General features: G+C 57.8%; 16 protein-coding genes. All 16 read right to left on the minus strand.

All coding sequences use genetic code 11. The annotated features are described in order from the left end of the window. Position 1: 1 nt before the first annotated feature. Positions 2–346, minus strand: coding sequence for a hypothetical protein (locus tag KFB96_RS06305; protein ID WP_300971343.1), 345 nt, complete (start codon positions 344–346; stop codon positions 2–4). A 412-nt stretch (positions 347–758) separates the two neighbouring features. Next, positions 759–1,904 carry a glycosyltransferase gene (locus tag KFB96_RS06310; protein ID WP_213465581.1) on the minus strand — a complete coding sequence of 382 codons (1,146 nt, stop codon included), beginning with the start codon at positions 1,902–1,904 and terminating at the stop codon, positions 759–761. Between the two features lie 407 nt (positions 1,905–2,311). After that, positions 2,312–3,439, minus strand: coding sequence for a dTDP-4-amino-4,6-dideoxygalactose transaminase (gene rffA / locus KFB96_RS06315; RefSeq protein ID WP_213465579.1), 1,128 nt, complete (start codon positions 3,437–3,439; stop codon positions 2,312–2,314). 5 nt (positions 3,440–3,444) lie between these two features. Further along, the gene (locus KFB96_RS06320) at positions 3,445–4,068 is read right to left on the minus strand and encodes a class I SAM-dependent methyltransferase (protein WP_213465577.1); all 624 of its coding nucleotides are present in this window, start codon (positions 4,066–4,068) and stop codon (positions 3,445–3,447) included. 27 nt (positions 4,069–4,095) lie between these two features. Further along, positions 4,096–4,560: a GtrA family protein gene (locus KFB96_RS27425; RefSeq protein WP_367115071.1), complete on the minus strand. Its 465-nt coding sequence runs from the start codon at positions 4,558–4,560 to the stop codon at positions 4,096–4,098. A 70-nt stretch (positions 4,561–4,630) separates the two neighbouring features. Beyond that, the gene (locus KFB96_RS06330; protein WP_213465573.1) at positions 4,631–5,413 is read right to left on the minus strand and encodes a GNAT family N-acetyltransferase; all 783 of its coding nucleotides are present in this window, start codon (positions 5,411–5,413) and stop codon (positions 4,631–4,633) included. Continuing rightward, positions 5,413–6,339 carry a glycosyltransferase family 2 protein gene (locus KFB96_RS06335; RefSeq protein WP_213465571.1) on the minus strand — a complete coding sequence of 309 codons (927 nt, stop codon included), beginning with the start codon at positions 6,337–6,339 and terminating at the stop codon, positions 5,413–5,415. The genes KFB96_RS06330 and KFB96_RS06335 overlap by 1 nt, the downstream gene beginning before the upstream one ends. Further along, complete coding sequence (locus KFB96_RS06340) at positions 6,336–7,172, minus strand: class I SAM-dependent methyltransferase (protein WP_213465569.1); 837 nt, start codon at positions 7,170–7,172, stop codon at positions 6,336–6,338. The genes KFB96_RS06335 and KFB96_RS06340 overlap by 4 nt, the downstream gene beginning before the upstream one ends. A gap of 37 nt (positions 7,173–7,209) precedes the next feature. Next, complete coding sequence (locus KFB96_RS06345; protein WP_213465567.1) at positions 7,210–8,679, minus strand: hypothetical protein; 1,470 nt, start codon at positions 8,677–8,679, stop codon at positions 7,210–7,212. A 145-nt stretch (positions 8,680–8,824) separates the two neighbouring features. Then, positions 8,825–10,264 carry a hypothetical protein gene (locus tag KFB96_RS06350; RefSeq protein ID WP_213465565.1) on the minus strand — a complete coding sequence of 480 codons (1,440 nt, stop codon included), beginning with the start codon at positions 10,262–10,264 and terminating at the stop codon, positions 8,825–8,827. A 54-nt stretch (positions 10,265–10,318) separates the two neighbouring features. Continuing rightward, the gene (locus KFB96_RS06355; RefSeq protein WP_213465564.1) at positions 10,319–11,170 is read right to left on the minus strand and encodes a glycosyltransferase family 2 protein; all 852 of its coding nucleotides are present in this window, start codon (positions 11,168–11,170) and stop codon (positions 10,319–10,321) included. Next, complete coding sequence (locus KFB96_RS06360) at positions 11,170–11,949, minus strand: FkbM family methyltransferase (protein ID WP_213465562.1); 780 nt, start codon at positions 11,947–11,949, stop codon at positions 11,170–11,172. Before KFB96_RS06360 ends, KFB96_RS06355 begins: the two co-directional genes overlap by 1 nt. Next, entirely contained in the window at positions 11,946–13,103 is a 1,158-nt protein-coding gene (locus tag KFB96_RS06365) for a glycosyltransferase (protein ID WP_213465560.1), read from the minus strand. The genes KFB96_RS06360 and KFB96_RS06365 overlap by 4 nt, the downstream gene beginning before the upstream one ends. Before the next feature lie 6 nt (positions 13,104–13,109). Continuing rightward, positions 13,110–14,501: a hypothetical protein gene (locus KFB96_RS06370; RefSeq protein ID WP_213465558.1), complete on the minus strand. Its 1,392-nt coding sequence runs from the start codon at positions 14,499–14,501 to the stop codon at positions 13,110–13,112. 13 nt (positions 14,502–14,514) lie between these two features. Then, on the minus strand, positions 14,515–15,150 hold the full coding sequence (locus KFB96_RS06375) for a bifunctional 2-polyprenyl-6-hydroxyphenol methylase/3-demethylubiquinol 3-O-methyltransferase UbiG (protein WP_213465556.1): 636 nt from the start codon (positions 15,148–15,150) through the stop codon (positions 14,515–14,517). Between the two features lie 146 nt (positions 15,151–15,296). Then, on the minus strand, positions 15,297–16,058 hold the full coding sequence (locus KFB96_RS06380) for an FkbM family methyltransferase (protein ID WP_213465554.1): 762 nt from the start codon (positions 16,056–16,058) through the stop codon (positions 15,297–15,299). Between the last annotated feature and the right edge of the window lie 8 nt (positions 16,059–16,066).

Genomic DNA, 16,066 nt, shown 5'->3' on the forward strand with positions numbered 1-16,066 from the left:
CTCACCATCTCGGCATGCTTGCCGTTGGACGCCACACGGTAACAACCACCCCCACATTGCAATAGCCCAACGCCAACGGCTGCTCCAGCTTATTGCGAACCGCCTCCATCGTCGGAACCAGCCCATCGGTCTTCACCTTCTCCAGCACCTGCCGCACCTTGTCCGGCTGCTGGCGCGCCTTCTCCAGCGGATTGGCCTTGCCGAAATCCACCAGCATCCGCTCCGTCCCCGCGGAGATGAGCGAGCGGGTGGTCCGGATCAACACCGCCCCGCGTCCGACACGCGGGCACGGCACCTCGGCAAGCTCGGTGCTGCCGTCTTTAAGATTCTGGAGGATTTGTTTCACTGCGATCCCAACTCAATGCGTTAAACGCAAGCGGATGTGGCGGCGAGGATCCTGTCGGCCGTGATGAACACGTACGATCGCAACACAACCCTCGACCAACCGATAATGATAAATCGCGCCTGGTAAGCCCCTGCGGCAGCAATCCCAAGTGCGACCCAAAAACGGCCGGCGCGCCCCCCGGGGACCGCCGACTTCAGTCGGCGCGAGGCGAAGGCGCTCCGGATTCAGAGGGGTGCCGGGTCCGCGGCATTTCTCGCCGACTGAAGTCGGCGGTCCCGGGAGTGGGTCGCTGTCCGGGCTGACGCAAATTCGGAACTGCTGGCCTCACTGCCTCCCTGCCTCCCTGCCTCAGCGCCTCAGTGCCTCCCTGCCTCAACCCCTCAACCCCTCAACCCCTCAACCCCTCAACCCCTCAACCCCTAGCCTGCGCCACCATCTCCCGATACACCTCCACCGTCTGCCGCGCGATCTCGGGCCAGGTAAACCGCTCCCGCACCAACGCCCGGCCCTGCTCGCCCCACGCGCGCATCCGCGCCGGATCGGCGAACAGCGTCCGCAGCCCATCGGCCACGGCCTCAACCTCCGGCGGCACGATCAGGCCGGCACCGACGTCGGCCACCTGCGGAATGTTGCACCCCGGCGTGATCAGCACCGGCAGCGCGCTCGCCATGGCCTCGACCACCGCTACCGGCAACCCCTCGGAATGCGAAGTCAGCGCATAGGCGTCCGCCCCCAACAGCAGCGCCCGCTTCTCCTCACCGCGCACCTCGCCGATAAACCGGCAGCGCTCGTCCAGCCCCAGCTCGGCAGCCAGTGCGCGCATCTGCCCGGCATAGCCCGAGCCCGCATCATCACCGGCCACCACCAGCACCACACCCTCCAGCGCCGCCGCCGCAAAGGCCCGCAGCAGCACATCCAGGCCCTTCTTCGGGTGCACGCGCGAGAGAAACAGAAGTGTGCGTGTACCCGCGGGCAGGCCCAGACGCCCCGCCAGATCCCCGCGCTCGCCCTCCAGCCAATCCGTCCCGACCCCGTTCGGGATGATCGCCGCCGGCACCTCCAGACCGAAGGCCCGCATCTGCGACGCCTCGGTCTCGGTCAGGGCCTGCAACCGGGTCGCCCGCGCCAGCAGCGGCAGCTCCAGCCAACGCGCCCACAGCCGCCGCAACGCCCGACCGTGCCCGAAGGCCCAAGGCTCCAGAGAGCCCTGCGGGGCGACCATGTAGGGCACCCCCGCCCGCAACGCCGTGCGCATGCCGTACCAGGTCGGAAAGTTCCAGACCGCGTGCAGATGCACCACGTCGAAGCCGGCGATCTCGTGGCGCAGCGCCCGCGCGTAGCCCAGCGAAGGCCCCAGATGACCCATCGGCGGTGACTCTGAAAAGCAGCGGCTCGCCACCAGGGCCGGATCCGGCTCCACCAAGGGCTCGGCCCCCTTGCGAACATGCATCACCGTCACCGCATGGCCCAGCCGAGCCTGCGCCTCGCTCAGGGGCACCACGATGTGCGTTGTTCCGGATGAGTTCGCGAGACCGCGAATGATATGGAGGATCTGCATAGCCTCAGTGCCGCTTCCTGGTCGCCGTGACAGCCGCCGGCATCCCCTCACGAAACCGCCGGGGCTCCCGATCAGCATTGATCCCTCCCGAGCGCGCCACCTGCCCGGCGATCATCCCGGTACAGGTCTCGCCCAAAGAGCGATGCTGGTAAGAGCGGTCCTCGACCAGCGTCCCGCGCGCCAAACCATCAGAATCGGCTCCACACAGGCAGGTATCAGGGTCGTGGCTGGCCGCCTTGAGCCCGACTCCCTGGCGCCCCTCGGCCGCGCAGGCTGCTAGACCGTGCAGCCGTCCCCACTGATCGGCGCCGCAAGGAATCCACATGACGGCCAACTTCACGGCACGCCGACAAGCAGTTGGGTCAAATTGACAGCGGCGCGATTAGACATGAAAGGCTCTCTCATCATCAAGTCGTTAACACCCGCAGCGCCGTCTCGATCACCCGCTCTTGCTCCTCCTCCAGCCCCAACCACAGGGGCAACCGTACCAGTCGATCGGCAAGATCCGTGGTCACCCGCAGCTCATCGGCCGCCCGGCCGATCATCCGGCCCTGCGGCGCGCTGTGCAGCGGCACATAGTGAAAGACACAGTGGATGTCTCGGGCCTTCATCGCCTGGATAAACGCGGTGCGGTCGTCCAGGTCGCGCAGCAGCAGGTAGTACATGTGTGCGTTGTGGCCGCAGCCGTCCGGGATCACCGGGCGGCGCACGCGGCCGGCGCGCTCGAGCGGCTCGAAGGCGGCGTGATAGCGCTCCCAGATCGCCAGCCGGCGGGCGGTAATGGCGTCGGCCTCTTCCATCTGCGCCCAGAGGAAGGCGGCGATGATCTCGCCGGGCAGGTACGAGGAGCCGATGTCCACCCAGGTGTATTTGTCGACCTGACCGCGGAAGAACTGGCTGCGGTTGGTGCCCTTTTCGCGGATGATCTCGGCGCGTTCGGTCAGGGCCGGATCGTTGATCAGCAGCGCTCCGCCCTCGCCGGAGATGATGTTCTTGGTCTCGTGAAAGCTGAAGGCGCCAAGATGGCCGATGGCCCCCAACGGGCGATCGCGATAGCTGGCCAGCACGCCTTGCGCGGCGTCCTCGATCACCAAGAGACCGTGCCGCTCGGCGATGGCCATGATGGCGTCCATGTCGCAGCCCACTCCCGCGTAATGCACCGGCGCGATGGCGCGGGTGCGCGGCGTGATGGCCGCCTCGATCTTGCGCTCATCGAGATTCAGCGTATCCGAGCGGATGTCGACGAACACCGGGACCGCGCCGCGCAGCGCGAAGGCATTGGCGGTGGAGACGAAGGTGTAGGACGGCATGATGACCTCGTCTCCCGGTTGCAGGTCGGCGAGGATGGCGGCCATCTCCAGCGCCGCGGTGCAGGAGTGGGTGAGGAGGGCCTTGTGGCTACCCGTGCGTTGCTCCAACCAGGCTTGGCACTGTTTGGTGAAGCTGCCGTCCCCGGCCATTTGGCCTTTGGCGTGGGATTGAGCGATATACCAAAGCTCTTTGCCGCCGAGGTGGGGTTTGTTGAAGGGAATCATTGCCGTCAGCCGTTCGTCGCCACAATGATGGCGTGGGTGTAAGGGATTCTGAGCATGTCGTGCCGGATGCTCAGTTCTACAGAAGAAAAGTAAGACCGCACCAATGACACATACCCTTCGGGTTCCCTAACATTCAGGCCCCGATCTTTCGAGATGATGTACCGTGCGATCTTGCTCTGGCTTGCAGTGAAACAGCCGTCGTACGAACAAAAACGGCCTTTCGGTTTCAATGCCTTGGATGCCACCTCGGCGAGGCGCATTGCGTCTGGGTCATCGAGGTGATGCAAGACACCGTTTGCCATGACGATATCGAAGGTGCCTAAGTCATCAACACTCATTTCAGAGACAGGGGCGCAATGCCACTCACCTTTATCTCCATACCTTTTCTTTGCTGATTGAATGTACTCGGAAGACAAATCGAATCCTACATAATCTGTTGCTTTCGGAAGATACGGAAGAATCGCACCGGTTCCGCATCCGATGTCGAGTATCTTCAAGCCTGGTTTCGGGCGAACGTAGGACGCCACATACATTTTCCGAAACCTTCTCGCCCCGACTTGGTCCTGAAATAAATCATAGACGTTGGCAAGACCAAGAGTTCTTCGCATTCCTGAGGTTAGTTGTGACATGAGAGAAAACCGTTGATCTGTTTCTCACTAGAGACCATATCGCGTGCCTTGAGGGAACACCCAGTATCGCTGCACTAGAAAGACCACAGGTATGAAGGATAGGACCACGAAGGCTTGTATAATGGCAGGGGAAAGAGCCAACAGATCAACAAACAGCCAAAGTACAGCGATATTTGTGAGATACAGACATCCGTAAAGCAGAAGGTAGCGTTTAATGCTAATATCCCACTCACCCTGGTGTGAAAAACTCCATCGTTTGTTAAAGAAAAATGTGATTGACAATCCAATCACGTACAAGACTGTTACCACTATTTTGCTGTCAACACCGAGATTGACCAGCATCAAGTAGAGCATGTAAAGCAATACGTTCGAGGCTAGTCCGACGATACCAAATCGCAATGCTTGGACGACTAAGTTGACTAAGTTCGTTTTTCGTATGCTTCTCATGGATAAGAAACTTTTAAAAGCAAAAAAATTCTTGTCTTTCTTCATTACTTGCAGCAATGCCACCAAACAGAAACGACCGCGATGATCCGCAGCATCTGATAATGCCGCTTGACCCTCATGAAGGGCGCACCCAGTGGAAGGTCATCTCTGGCGGCATGAAACGAAACTGGAGCTTTGCGTAAAGATTTAGCACAGGGATATTGCGCGCGGAGATCGTCGTTGTCACGGTTTCAAAGCCTTCGACTTGATGATGATGCAACATGGCCATCCAGACCCTTCGGCCATAACCGCGCCCTTGCCATTGAGGTGCGATCGCGGTTAAGTGCCAATACACCGTTAGGTCCGCCTGTCTTTCAACGATGAACAGGCCTACCAAGCGCTCTCCGTCCAATACCTTGAGCAAGCGCTGTGTCGGATGATGATGGCTGTTTCGTACCCAGCGGCCATAGCGCTTGTCGCCAAGCCGGGGATCGAGTCGTGGATCCACATGATAACGTTCGTGACCGAAGGCGCACTCGGCGATTTCTTGCAAGTTTGCGAGATCTGTTGTATCGGCTGGAGCAATCTTTAGATCGTCTTCGGGGATAGTTAGCCCTTGCAGCCGATCCAGTCTCGGATGCAGCACCATCTCAACAAAGCGAAACCCATGCGCTTCGAGGAACATCGATTCCCTCAGTTGTTCATGCGCGAGACGGCAGCCCACGATGCTGATCCGTTCGACATCCAGCCAGCTCTGAAACTCTGTGTAGTCGGATATAGCACCTTTCGGATCAATGAGCTCAAACTCTTCGACTTGAACAACCGGTTCCCTGTAAACCGCTGTGTCCCAAGGTGCCTCTCGCGCCGAGAGTCGTAACTGCGGGGTCGACAGCATAAAACTGAGCAGGGGTCGATGCATCATGTGCTCGATTTGACGGTTTGCTCACTTACCACGAAGGGCGGCCGCTCCATCATGCGGAAGTGCATCCGTGCCAGATACTCGCCGATGATCCCAAGCGCCATCATTTGGGCACCTGAAAAGATCACGACAATGGATGCCAAAAAGGCAAAACCCGGCACTGCACTGCCCTGCAACAACCATCGAATCAGCACATAGGCCAGAATCGCCAAACCAAAAAGCGCAAAGCCGAATCCCATCAAGCTAGCGAGCTGGAGCGGTCGAGTGGAGAAGCCGGTCATCATATTCAGCGCATGCCTTACCAGCTTGCGTGGCGTATAGCCCGACTCGCCGAACTTGCGTGCCTCGTGCCTGACCCGCACGACTGTAAAGCGGGTTGTCGCCCAGGTGAGGAGCACATCGATGTTGACTGTCGGACTGCGGTATTCGGCGAAGGCATCGCGCAGCCGTGTCCGAAACGCCCGTAGCGCGCTGACCTGTCGCGCGTTCGCCGCGCCCATCGCGCCTTCCAGCGCCAGCTTGGTGATCTGGGACGCCAGATCGCGCAACAAGCCGTGCTGCTCCCGCTCCGGCGGTCCATAGACGACGTCGTAGCCTTCCTCCAGCTTCGCAAGGAGCTTCGGGATTTCCTCGGGCGGATGCTGAAGATCGTCATCCAACGTCACGATGATCTCGCCGCGTGCTTCCCGGATACCGCAGAGCAGTGCGTTGTGCTGGCCGTAGTTGCGGCTCATACGGAAGCCGCGCACACGCGGGTCGGTCGCCGCGAGCTGCTGAATCACTGACCAAGAGTCATCACCGCCGCAGTCTTCGACAAACACCAGCTCAATCGGCTGGTCGGGATCGTCGAAGACGGCGGTGATCCGCCGGTGCAGTTCCGGCAGGCTCTCCGCCGATCGGTAGACGGGCATGACGAAAGAGATCATTTCCGGAATACCCCCAGCACCGAGGTGCCCCAAGGAAACCGCAGCCAGTGCCCCAGGGGGGTCTCGGCCGCAAACACGGCTGTCAACGGCAGGTTCAGCGCCGCCGGGGGCACCTGGTGGGTCTTGTGCAGCAGCGCCGTTTTGTCCTCTTCGCTCATGCCGTCGATCCCTCGGTGCTGTCGTGCCAGCCAATAGAGCGGACTCAGCAGGAACATGAAATAGCGCGCATCGCAGAGCGAGAGACCCGCCTGCTCGCCGAGGCGCGCGAAGTCGGCGCGGGTGTAGCGGCGCAGGTGGTGTGCCAAGTCATCGTTGTAGCTCCAGAACTGTCGAAAGGCCGGCGTGGTGACGAACAGCAGTCCTCCGGGCTTGAGCGCATCCCGCGCTTGGCGCAGCGCATTCAGGTCGTCGGGCAGGTGCTCGATCACGTCCAGGAGAAAGGCGACATCCCAGCGATCGCGCCAACCCAAGTTCATCAGATCGATCCGGTAACGCTCCACCCCCTCGGGCAGCACACCGCCGGCCATGCGCAGCGCGGTGCGCGAGGAGTCGGCCAGCGCGAGCGGCCGATACTGTCCCGGACGCCGGTCGGCGAGGTAGCGCACCCATCCGCCTACCCCCCCCCCGAGGTCCACGGCCGACAGCGGACCGGCGCTCGCCGGACGATACCGGTCCAGGGCATGCAGCAGGAAGCGGTGTCGTCCGCGATACCAGAAATGGCGCTCCTGCATGGCCCAGAGGGTGGTAAAGCCGTCTTCGGGGTATTCGTCGTCGCGGTGTTCGACATGAAAAGGAGGCTGGTAAATGCCTTCCTGGTTTTGAACATACCCCAACGAAGTCTCAGTAGTTCGACCATGTTCAGACATAGTCTTACTCCCCGGGCACGAAGTACCCAACGTGATAGCTATAAGGCTCTTTTGGATAAGGCGGCAACGCCAAACGCATCGCACTACGTTCCAATTTCAACTCATCTACCAACACCCAATGACCCCCCAGATGTTCTTTTAACTCAGCCACTGGATCTTGACGCCGCGTAAGATCCAAAAAAGCCTTCGAGATAGTGTTTCGCTTCTCCGCTGGAATTCTCGTTTGGCCGCAACCGACGTAGGCAAACCCAGCCGCCTGCTTACCCGGATAATACGCTGGGGCGTCGACCAAAATAGTGTCCGATGGTTCGACCCGCGAAATGACCCAGTCCTCGACCAAGTCATAGTTCAATTCTTTCCATTCTAAGAATGCGTACGCGACATAACGAGGGAGACCCGGAAGGATGATTAAGATGACACACAAAGCCAACACGTAGGTGCGGGGCTTCACAAACCGATCAGGCACTCGCTCCACCAGCATTAGCGCAACAAGAAAGGCGGGGAAAAAAGCCATCCACCGATAGGAACCGGTATAATGAACTGCAACATAGAGCACGGGCGGCAGCAGCACCAAAAATCCGAGACCAACGACAACCAAATTCCTTGTATCTCGATCGTTGACCGCGACTCCAACGATAAAAAAGACAATAAAAAACGCAATAAGAATAAACGCCGATCGGTCCGACCATACGAGCGCCATTCCTTTGGTAAACTTTGTCGTCAGACTGCCCCAGTTCGTCGACGCATGAACCAAAGATGTACCAAAACCAGCCAAGACATCCATCAGATAAAAGCTCGCGAAGAGTAGGATCACACCAGTCATCGCGCCTGCAATGCCCGCCAGCATCAGATCCCTCGCCATGGATCTTTCATAAAAAGCCAAAGTCAACACCAAAAAGCCAAAATATATAAGTGCAAGATAGTTTGCGAAAGGCAAGATCACAGCGCATGCAAACACCGCCGCTAACTTGCCTTGCCGACCAAGGTGACTGTAAAAGAGTGCAGCAATCGACAGCACGAAGATCGCGGAGAGATCATATCTTGTGTTCGCGTAAACGCCAGTCAGCGCCACCCCCATGAGCACGACCGTGAAAAACGAAATCCGGCTATACTTCTCCTTCAAAAGGCCGCTGCGGCGTACAGCGATGACTAATGCGATCGCACTTCCCCACGCCACGGTCACATCGAACCAGCGAACAGATTCGATACTAAAGCCGAATACTTCCATCCAAGACCACAGCATGAGAAAAAACAGCGGCGGGCCGGAAAAAAAATCGCCGAATCCGATGTATGGATGCGCAGCTGAAGTCAGTCCGTGTCCAAGCAGTAGATTGAACGCGGGCTCCACATCCTGAACCTCGTCCTGCCAGACCCGCGGCACACGCGTCAACCTTAACGCATTCAATGCGAAATAGACAAGCGAGATGAAAAAAATCCAATAGGGTTCACGCCAGCGAAGTGAATGCAGTGTCATCTCAGAGCCTCTGTAATGAATCGCGACTGACCGCTACCTTGTCGCAAAAGCGGATTTGGAGGGGATGCATATTGGTTGCCGTCTCTGCCGTAAGGATGACGCAAACGGGGAACTTTGGTGCAGATATTTAAGCCACGTTGACTCTCTATGCTAACATTCGAAGCTTGCCACCTTTTGTCAACGGAAGCTCTTCGACGCAAACAACACTAATGGTTAATTCCTTACCAACTTTCAAGGCATAGGCCTGCTTTATCTGCCGAAGATCTTCATCAGAGAACTCCGGTGCTGGCATCACTCTGATTTCACAATTACCGTCCGAACTTTGATGATATTGATACCGAATTACGCGGTCGAAAAATGACCCGTGCATATTAAGCGACGCAATTGATATTCTCGAACCGTTACTACCTATGATCATGTCTTGCTTCCATCGTCCTTCAACTTCGTCGAACCGGTCCCAATTTCTGCCACATTCACAATTCGCTGCACGACGCCTGGCGTAGTCGCCGGTACGATAGCGAATAAGCGGCATCGAATAATTCAGCAAGCTTGTGCCAACCAACTCACCTCGCTCTCCTTCTCGCTCACAGGCGTGACCGTCGTCGTCAATGATCTCCAAAACGCCATAGTCGGGCAAGTGATGATACGTCGACTCATACTCGCACTCACCCCCTAAGATCAAACGCTCGCTATGACCATACCAACTGAAAACGCGTGCACTAAACGCCTTCTTGATCCGCGCTCGCTGCGCTTGCGAGCAACCCTCTGAGCCTAATAGAAGCGCCTTAACTCCAACCAATAGTCCGGATAGATTGCGGCGGATAACATATTCTGCTAGCGCGTCAATCGCAGAGGGGTAACCATGCAAATAGCTCGGACGGTATTCGATAAGTTTATCCACATAAAAGCCGAGAGTGCCATCGTTCATGTGGAAGGGCGAGAACTGCAGTTCGTTATAAATCGGGTTGTATTGCCAATACCTATCTCCATCCAGATCCGGGAAAAGCACTCCTCTAAACGTCGCCTTCCTGCAACGCGGGGTATAGCCAACCCTCGCCCATTGGCGGTGCATGAAGGCCGTCTCAACCGCCTGCGAGGAATCATCCAAGTAGAATTTCAATTGATTGCCTGATGTACCGCCTGTGGTGCATTCGTAATGCGGTATCTTTTCAAAGCTCACGGGCAGATACTGTGCAAAGTTCTGCTGGATCTCTTCCTTATCGACGAGAGGAAACTCTCTCAATGCGTCGAACGGCGCAAGCCGCTGCACGACAGCGCGATAACGAGCATAGGCGGGAACTTGCTGAGTTGCAAACTGCAGCATCCGCCCGAGTCGCTCGGACTGATACGCCAGCAAATCCGATTGCGTCGCACGATCAACCCATGAGTTGCGGCGGAAGGTTTCACGGTACTGACGTCCAGCCACCCAATTGAAAGGCAACCCTCCAATCACCTGCTTGAACGAAAAGGGAAGCGTTTCATAGAGCCTGCGTTTCAGTGAAAAACTCACGACTGCCTCTTTGTTAAGTCCGGCCTGCAGGGTGGACAAGCGAGAGCGAAGTCCAACCGTGAAGCTGCGCACCATCGGCCTCACATGTCCTACCAACTGCCGAGGTGCCGCAAGCGGATAGAACCGGCGCTAGCCGTGAGGTATATTGAGATATCGTTTCTCATGAAGCTTCGCCGATATATGAATCGCATGAGCAAGAATGAGGGAGCAATAAATCAAACCCGGAACACCGTCCCTGAACCCGCCACGCAGAAGATAAACGTATAGAAAGCGAAATAAGGGCCGCCCCGGCACTTTCGCCCCGAGGATTTTAAGTGCGCGTCGCCGCGTCACCGGATCGCGATCCAACAAATCAGCGAAACGGAGGGACGTGCTGCGAAGCGCGAGCATGTTGGACGTCTCTTCCGTCGAATACCGATTATGCCGGCTAATCCAGTGCGCCACGCCTTGGCTGAAGCCCTCGTGCCGCCAACCTGCACTCAAATAATGCAAGGGCCCATCGGTTACCTCCTGCTGACCATGCCCGGCCTTCCGATAACGTACCTCCCCTCGTCGCAACAAACGTAACTGATACGACGGATAAAGCGTCGAGTAACGAAGCCAACGTCCTAGAAAGTAGTTCCGACCGGCGATGAACCCCCCGACCGCCTCGCCGGGTAAATCTACGAATGTCGAAATTTCATTAAGGAGCTCCGTCGTGCAGAACTCGTCGGCATCGACAAACAGCACCCAAGGATGACGCGGCTCGCAATGATCCAATGCCCAATTCCGCTGATCGCCGAAATCTTGGAATGGGTGAGTATAAATCCGGACATCAGGCCGGGCATTTAACGCCAAAGCCAAGGTGTCGTCGGAGCTTCCGGAATCGACGATGATCAGATCGTCGACCCTCCGCATCGCTTTCAGGCAGGCGTGAATATTGACTGCTTCATTAAGCGTGAGTATCACGGCGGATACTGGTATGGGCTCTCCGTCATCCATCACAGATACTCGCTCTTACACTCGCGAGGCACCGCAAGCGTATTCCAAGCGGGACTCGTCAGCGGGCCCTTCCGTGGGTCGGCAACATCGAACATTAGGTAATCGGCTTCTCGCAGGATGTCACCAACCGTGCCGATGTTCTCCCCTGCAACTTCCACAATCAACGCTGGCCGGTGCTGCTTCAACAGCGCCAAAGAAGCACCTAAGGTTGCGCCCTCGGCCCCCTCGACATCGATTTTCACCAAGTCCGGCGGCACCAGTTCTTCCGAGAGCCAGTCCATGGTCGCGACCATGACCAGCCGAGACGCCCTCGAGCCGCCAGTCCTCGGATTACCTTGGGCAGTCGCCAGGTGATTCAGGGTGCGGTCTGTGGCTGCGATCAGGAATGTCGCAACGGCGTGCTTGTCCGACACTGCAACCGGCAGCACACGCACGGGAGCACCCCGATGGGAGCCTGTCGCGATCGAACGCTCCATCAGATTCACGAGATAAGGATCCGGCTCGAATGCGACGACCTCGCCCTTGGACCCGCAGACCGCCGCGGCAGCAAAGGCAAAAAGTCCCTGATGGGCGCCCACATCCCATACATGCATCCCTGGACGGACATACCGACGCGCCCAGTCGAACAGAACTAATGCCTGCTTGGATTGCCAGCCCGGCTTCCAAACCGACAACAATGCTTCCGGTGAGCAGCAAACCCGCCCCCCGCCCAGGTCGGGAGGAAGGCGTTTCCAGATTGTCTTGTTTCGTCCCAATCGACGAAGCACCGCGCGAATCATCGACTCACAACCTCAGCAGCACGCACCGCCGCCATCATTTGTTCGCCAAAACGCCGCGGCGACCACTCGGCCACGATCGCAACGGAGCGCTCAGCCATGGCCGCACGGGCCTCGGCGGATGCCTCGCCCGCCGCTAGTAGCGCACGCGTGATATCCGTATCACGCCCGGCATCGAACAGGATGCCGTTATCACCATCGCCCACCAACTCGTAAGCCGCGCCGACGGTCCTCCCGACGAGAAGCGGCAAACCGCTGGCCGCGGCCTCATTCACCACCAACCCCCAAGGCTCCGACTTCGCCGGATGCACGAAAGCAGAGGCCAAACCAAAATAGATCGGCAATTGCTCATACTGGAGAAAACCGACCCAATGCACGCCGTGCACGCCGAGGTGTCGCTCCAGATCGAACAAGGCACTCGCCTCCTCCCCACTCCCGGCGATCACCAGATCCCATGGCACCTCACGGCACCGGCGCCGATACTCGGCGTAGGCCCGCAGCAGTCCATCGACGTTCTTTCGTGGCAGCAAGCGGGTACAGGCAAAAAAGTAACGCTTCGGCAAGCCGGTCTCGGCCCGCCAACGCACGGCATCAGCCCGAGCTGCCGTGGCGCCCTTGGCAAAGTAATCATTGTCGACGGCGTCGTAACCCAAAATGATCCGCTCGCGGGAAAAGCCTAGGTCGGCCAAATAGGCGGCCTGCATCCGTCCACCCACCAAAGCTGCATCACAGCGTTCAACCAGACGGCGCTTCACGGCTTCCTTCCACCATCGGCGCGGGGCGCCACCATCGTCCGCCTTGGTCTCGGACATCAGCACCGCCGGAACACCACGGCGCCTACACCACCCGATTGCCGCACGTGCCTCCGGCACACCCCAGCCATTCACGGCCACCACATCCGGATTGGTCGTGTCCAATGCGGTAAGCACACCCAACCGAATCTTCCGGACTTCGAGGTCGCCATACCGTTGATTCGGGAACAACGTTCGCCGCTCGAAACCGGCCGCACCGGAGCAAACGTCCCACCCGTAGTGATCCTGACCCGCAACTTCCACCCCAACAACGCCCCGTCCAACGCCCCCGGCCACCTCGGCCAGACCACGCAATCGCGCCAGATGGTAGGCACCGAACCGGGCCCAAAGAACCAAGATGCTCATCGACCCTTATCCCTGCCACGGCGGAAGTGGCCGGTAGCGACCCCGAGACCCCGGCGGTCTGCTCGCACGCCCGCCCCGATCAACCCAAATCCGCCAGAGGATCGTCGTCACGACCGCCATGATTAGAAACCGGTGGTAGAACGCAGAAAAACTCTGTGTCGGCAGGTAGATGCTGAGGATCATCGCTTCCGCGAACAACAGCGTCCAGAGACCGCCGCGGAGTCGGTGACGATTCCAAAGCGCCGCTAGCCCCCAGCCAAAAAGGAACATAACCAAAAGGACACCCCACGCAAAACTACCATATAGATTGGCCACGAATCCGGTGGCAGAACCCCGCGGCGGGCTAAAACCAAGAACCTCGCTATAACTCACCCACGACCCGCCCCCCTCAACCATCAGATAACCGAAAAAAGCTCCCGCATCCTCATACTTACTCGGCCAGATCTGACGAGGAATCGGACGTATCAGAAGCGTAATCAGATGCTCACGCCCCCACGTAAAATCACCGTAGTAATCACTCACGATAACGCTCGCCACACCCGCAACATAGTCATTGCCCTCCAGCGCCTCCGGTGTCAAAGTGTTCATCATCCGAGACGCATCGAACTCTCCTTCGGCGCCGATATACAAATGCTGCCGCTGTGAATGTACAAGCAGCACCATTAACCCGATCACCACCAGCCCAGTACCTGCAAGCTTGAGCGACGGCGGCCTGCCGCGGGCAATGAACCACGCTAAAAAAAGAACAGCCAAGACCAAAAAAAGCGGCCCGCGACGGCCGCCAAGGGTGCCCTGGAGAAGATGTGGCATCGCCATCAATAGAGCGAGCAGAATGTCGACGGGCTGCACGCGTCGCGCGCCTTGTCGAGCAATGGCAAGAAGTAAGATCGCCGGAAACGAAAGCAAAACTGCCTCGCCGACATAGCCGCTTCCGGCGTGACCACCACCCTTGGCCCGACCATAGGCCGCCGTTAGCCCCCCGACATTGTCGATCGCATAGGCATACGCGATGACGGATACCAAACCCAGTGCAACCGATAGAAAAAGAATACGCTGTCGAAAAACACCGGACATACCGAGCGTAAAGACCTTTGAACCAAACCCCGAGCGACGACGGATCTCCATCAGAACCCGCTTCCTAGGAAATCGCAGGATTCCTAAATACAAGAATCCCATCGACAGCAAGTAAAGCGTACCGACATCGGTTAACCTTTGCGAACCAAACAGGGACTCCAGCCCGCCGTCCTGATTGAGTAGAAACGGCCAGATCCCGTATACGAACGCGAGGGGAGCGGCGACGATGATGGCTGGGTGGAAAGCATCGCGCGTGCAGTAGAAGGCATACAAAGCTCCCGCGACAATCACGCCAGCGGTTGCTCCCCAGATCAGCGCGTACATTGCCATTGCGATATCAGCCTGGCTTGACCGCCTGGATATAAATTGAAAAGGGCATACGTGACTCGGCCTCGCGACGCTCAAACGGGAGAAAGAGAAGCGCCACCGCAAAGATCGGCAGCCCTGCCCATGGACCGAACCTGGCCTGCGTCTCCTTGATGTGACGGTTGAAAAACTGCCGGATCGGCCCGCCAAGCCCCTCCGAGGCTTGAATCCGAAAACCGATCGGCTCAAGCAAGGCGCGCCAAGTCTCCAGCGTGTAGCCTGGCCTGACATGCCCACCGCGCTCATCAAGGTCCAGCGGAAAGGTCGCATTGTAGGGATGCTCCGCGTTTGGCGCACACAGATGCAGGACCCCGCCCGGCTTCAACAGCCGCCAAAAGTCTCGGCAGACCGCCTCGTCACGGCGGAGATGCTCGAGCGTCTCCGAGCAGATGATCTCGTCGAATGAATCGGGCGGAAAATCCAGGACGTAAAGGTTGCCTTCAATAAAACTCAGCGCGGAGTCTGGGATATGGAGATACTCGTTGAAGAGACGTCTGGCCCCTACGACCTCGGAGGACTTGAAGCTGATCCCGACTACCTGGTTGCCCTTCTTCCATGCCTGATAGGCGAGCATGCCGTTGCCTGAGCCGGCGTCTAGGACATGCAATATTTCTTGCCGTTGACCCGAGCCGAAATGAGACGGTAGCCGGTGATAACGCAAACGCGCATGTAGATTGATCCCAGGATAAAACAGCCACTTGAGCATTACCATCATGGATTTCTGCACATCTATTGCTCAGCTCAACAGGGAATTTAGTGTTGCGACGCAGGATACACGGAACGGTCGAGAAAAAATCCATTACGCCCAGCATAGGCGACCATCTGGTAATTTGCCGAAACCAAGTAGGCAAAAATACGATTATTCCCTGCGGTGTCGACGGCAAAATCATGCATCTCGATCACAATCAAAGCCGGACGATAGATGCTGATATCAAAGGACGACAGCACATCAAAGTCCGATCCCTCAACATCGATATTAAGCAAGCCGAAATAGTGCGGGATCCCATGCTGCTCAAAAAGTGCGGCAAGTGTCGTGGTTCTAAGCGCACGTGACTCGATAATGTTAGTATTTTCTGTTACAGCATCTGGCCCTGAAATTCGAGATAAGGCCGGGTCGGCCATGATTTGAAACGTTGCATCACGACACTCCTTTGATACAATTGCACAGATCGCAAGGTCGCGCGGTCTGTTTCTTTGATACCTGCGGACGATCTCATCATTGCCATCAATCGCGAGACCATGCCATCCACGTACGTATAGCCTGAATGTATTTGATTTTCGAATGGGCTCGTTGGCACCGACATCAACATAAATGCGCTCCCGATCATATTCGGCAAATTGAAAGAGAATTTGCTCGATCAAGCGATCCTCCCCAGCCTGGGAGTAACTGACAACAGCATCCTTATCTATTAGCCTTCGGATCATCTCCGCCAGCGAAAGCCGGAAGGCGGAGAATGGCCGAAGCTGTTTCCACAAAAAAAGTCCTTGGCGATAACGATGAAGGAGCTTGGCCACAGCGAGCA

The organism is Thiocapsa sp. (genome assembly GCF_018399035.1).
Lineage (GTDB): Bacteria > Pseudomonadota > Gammaproteobacteria > Chromatiales > Chromatiaceae > Thiocapsa.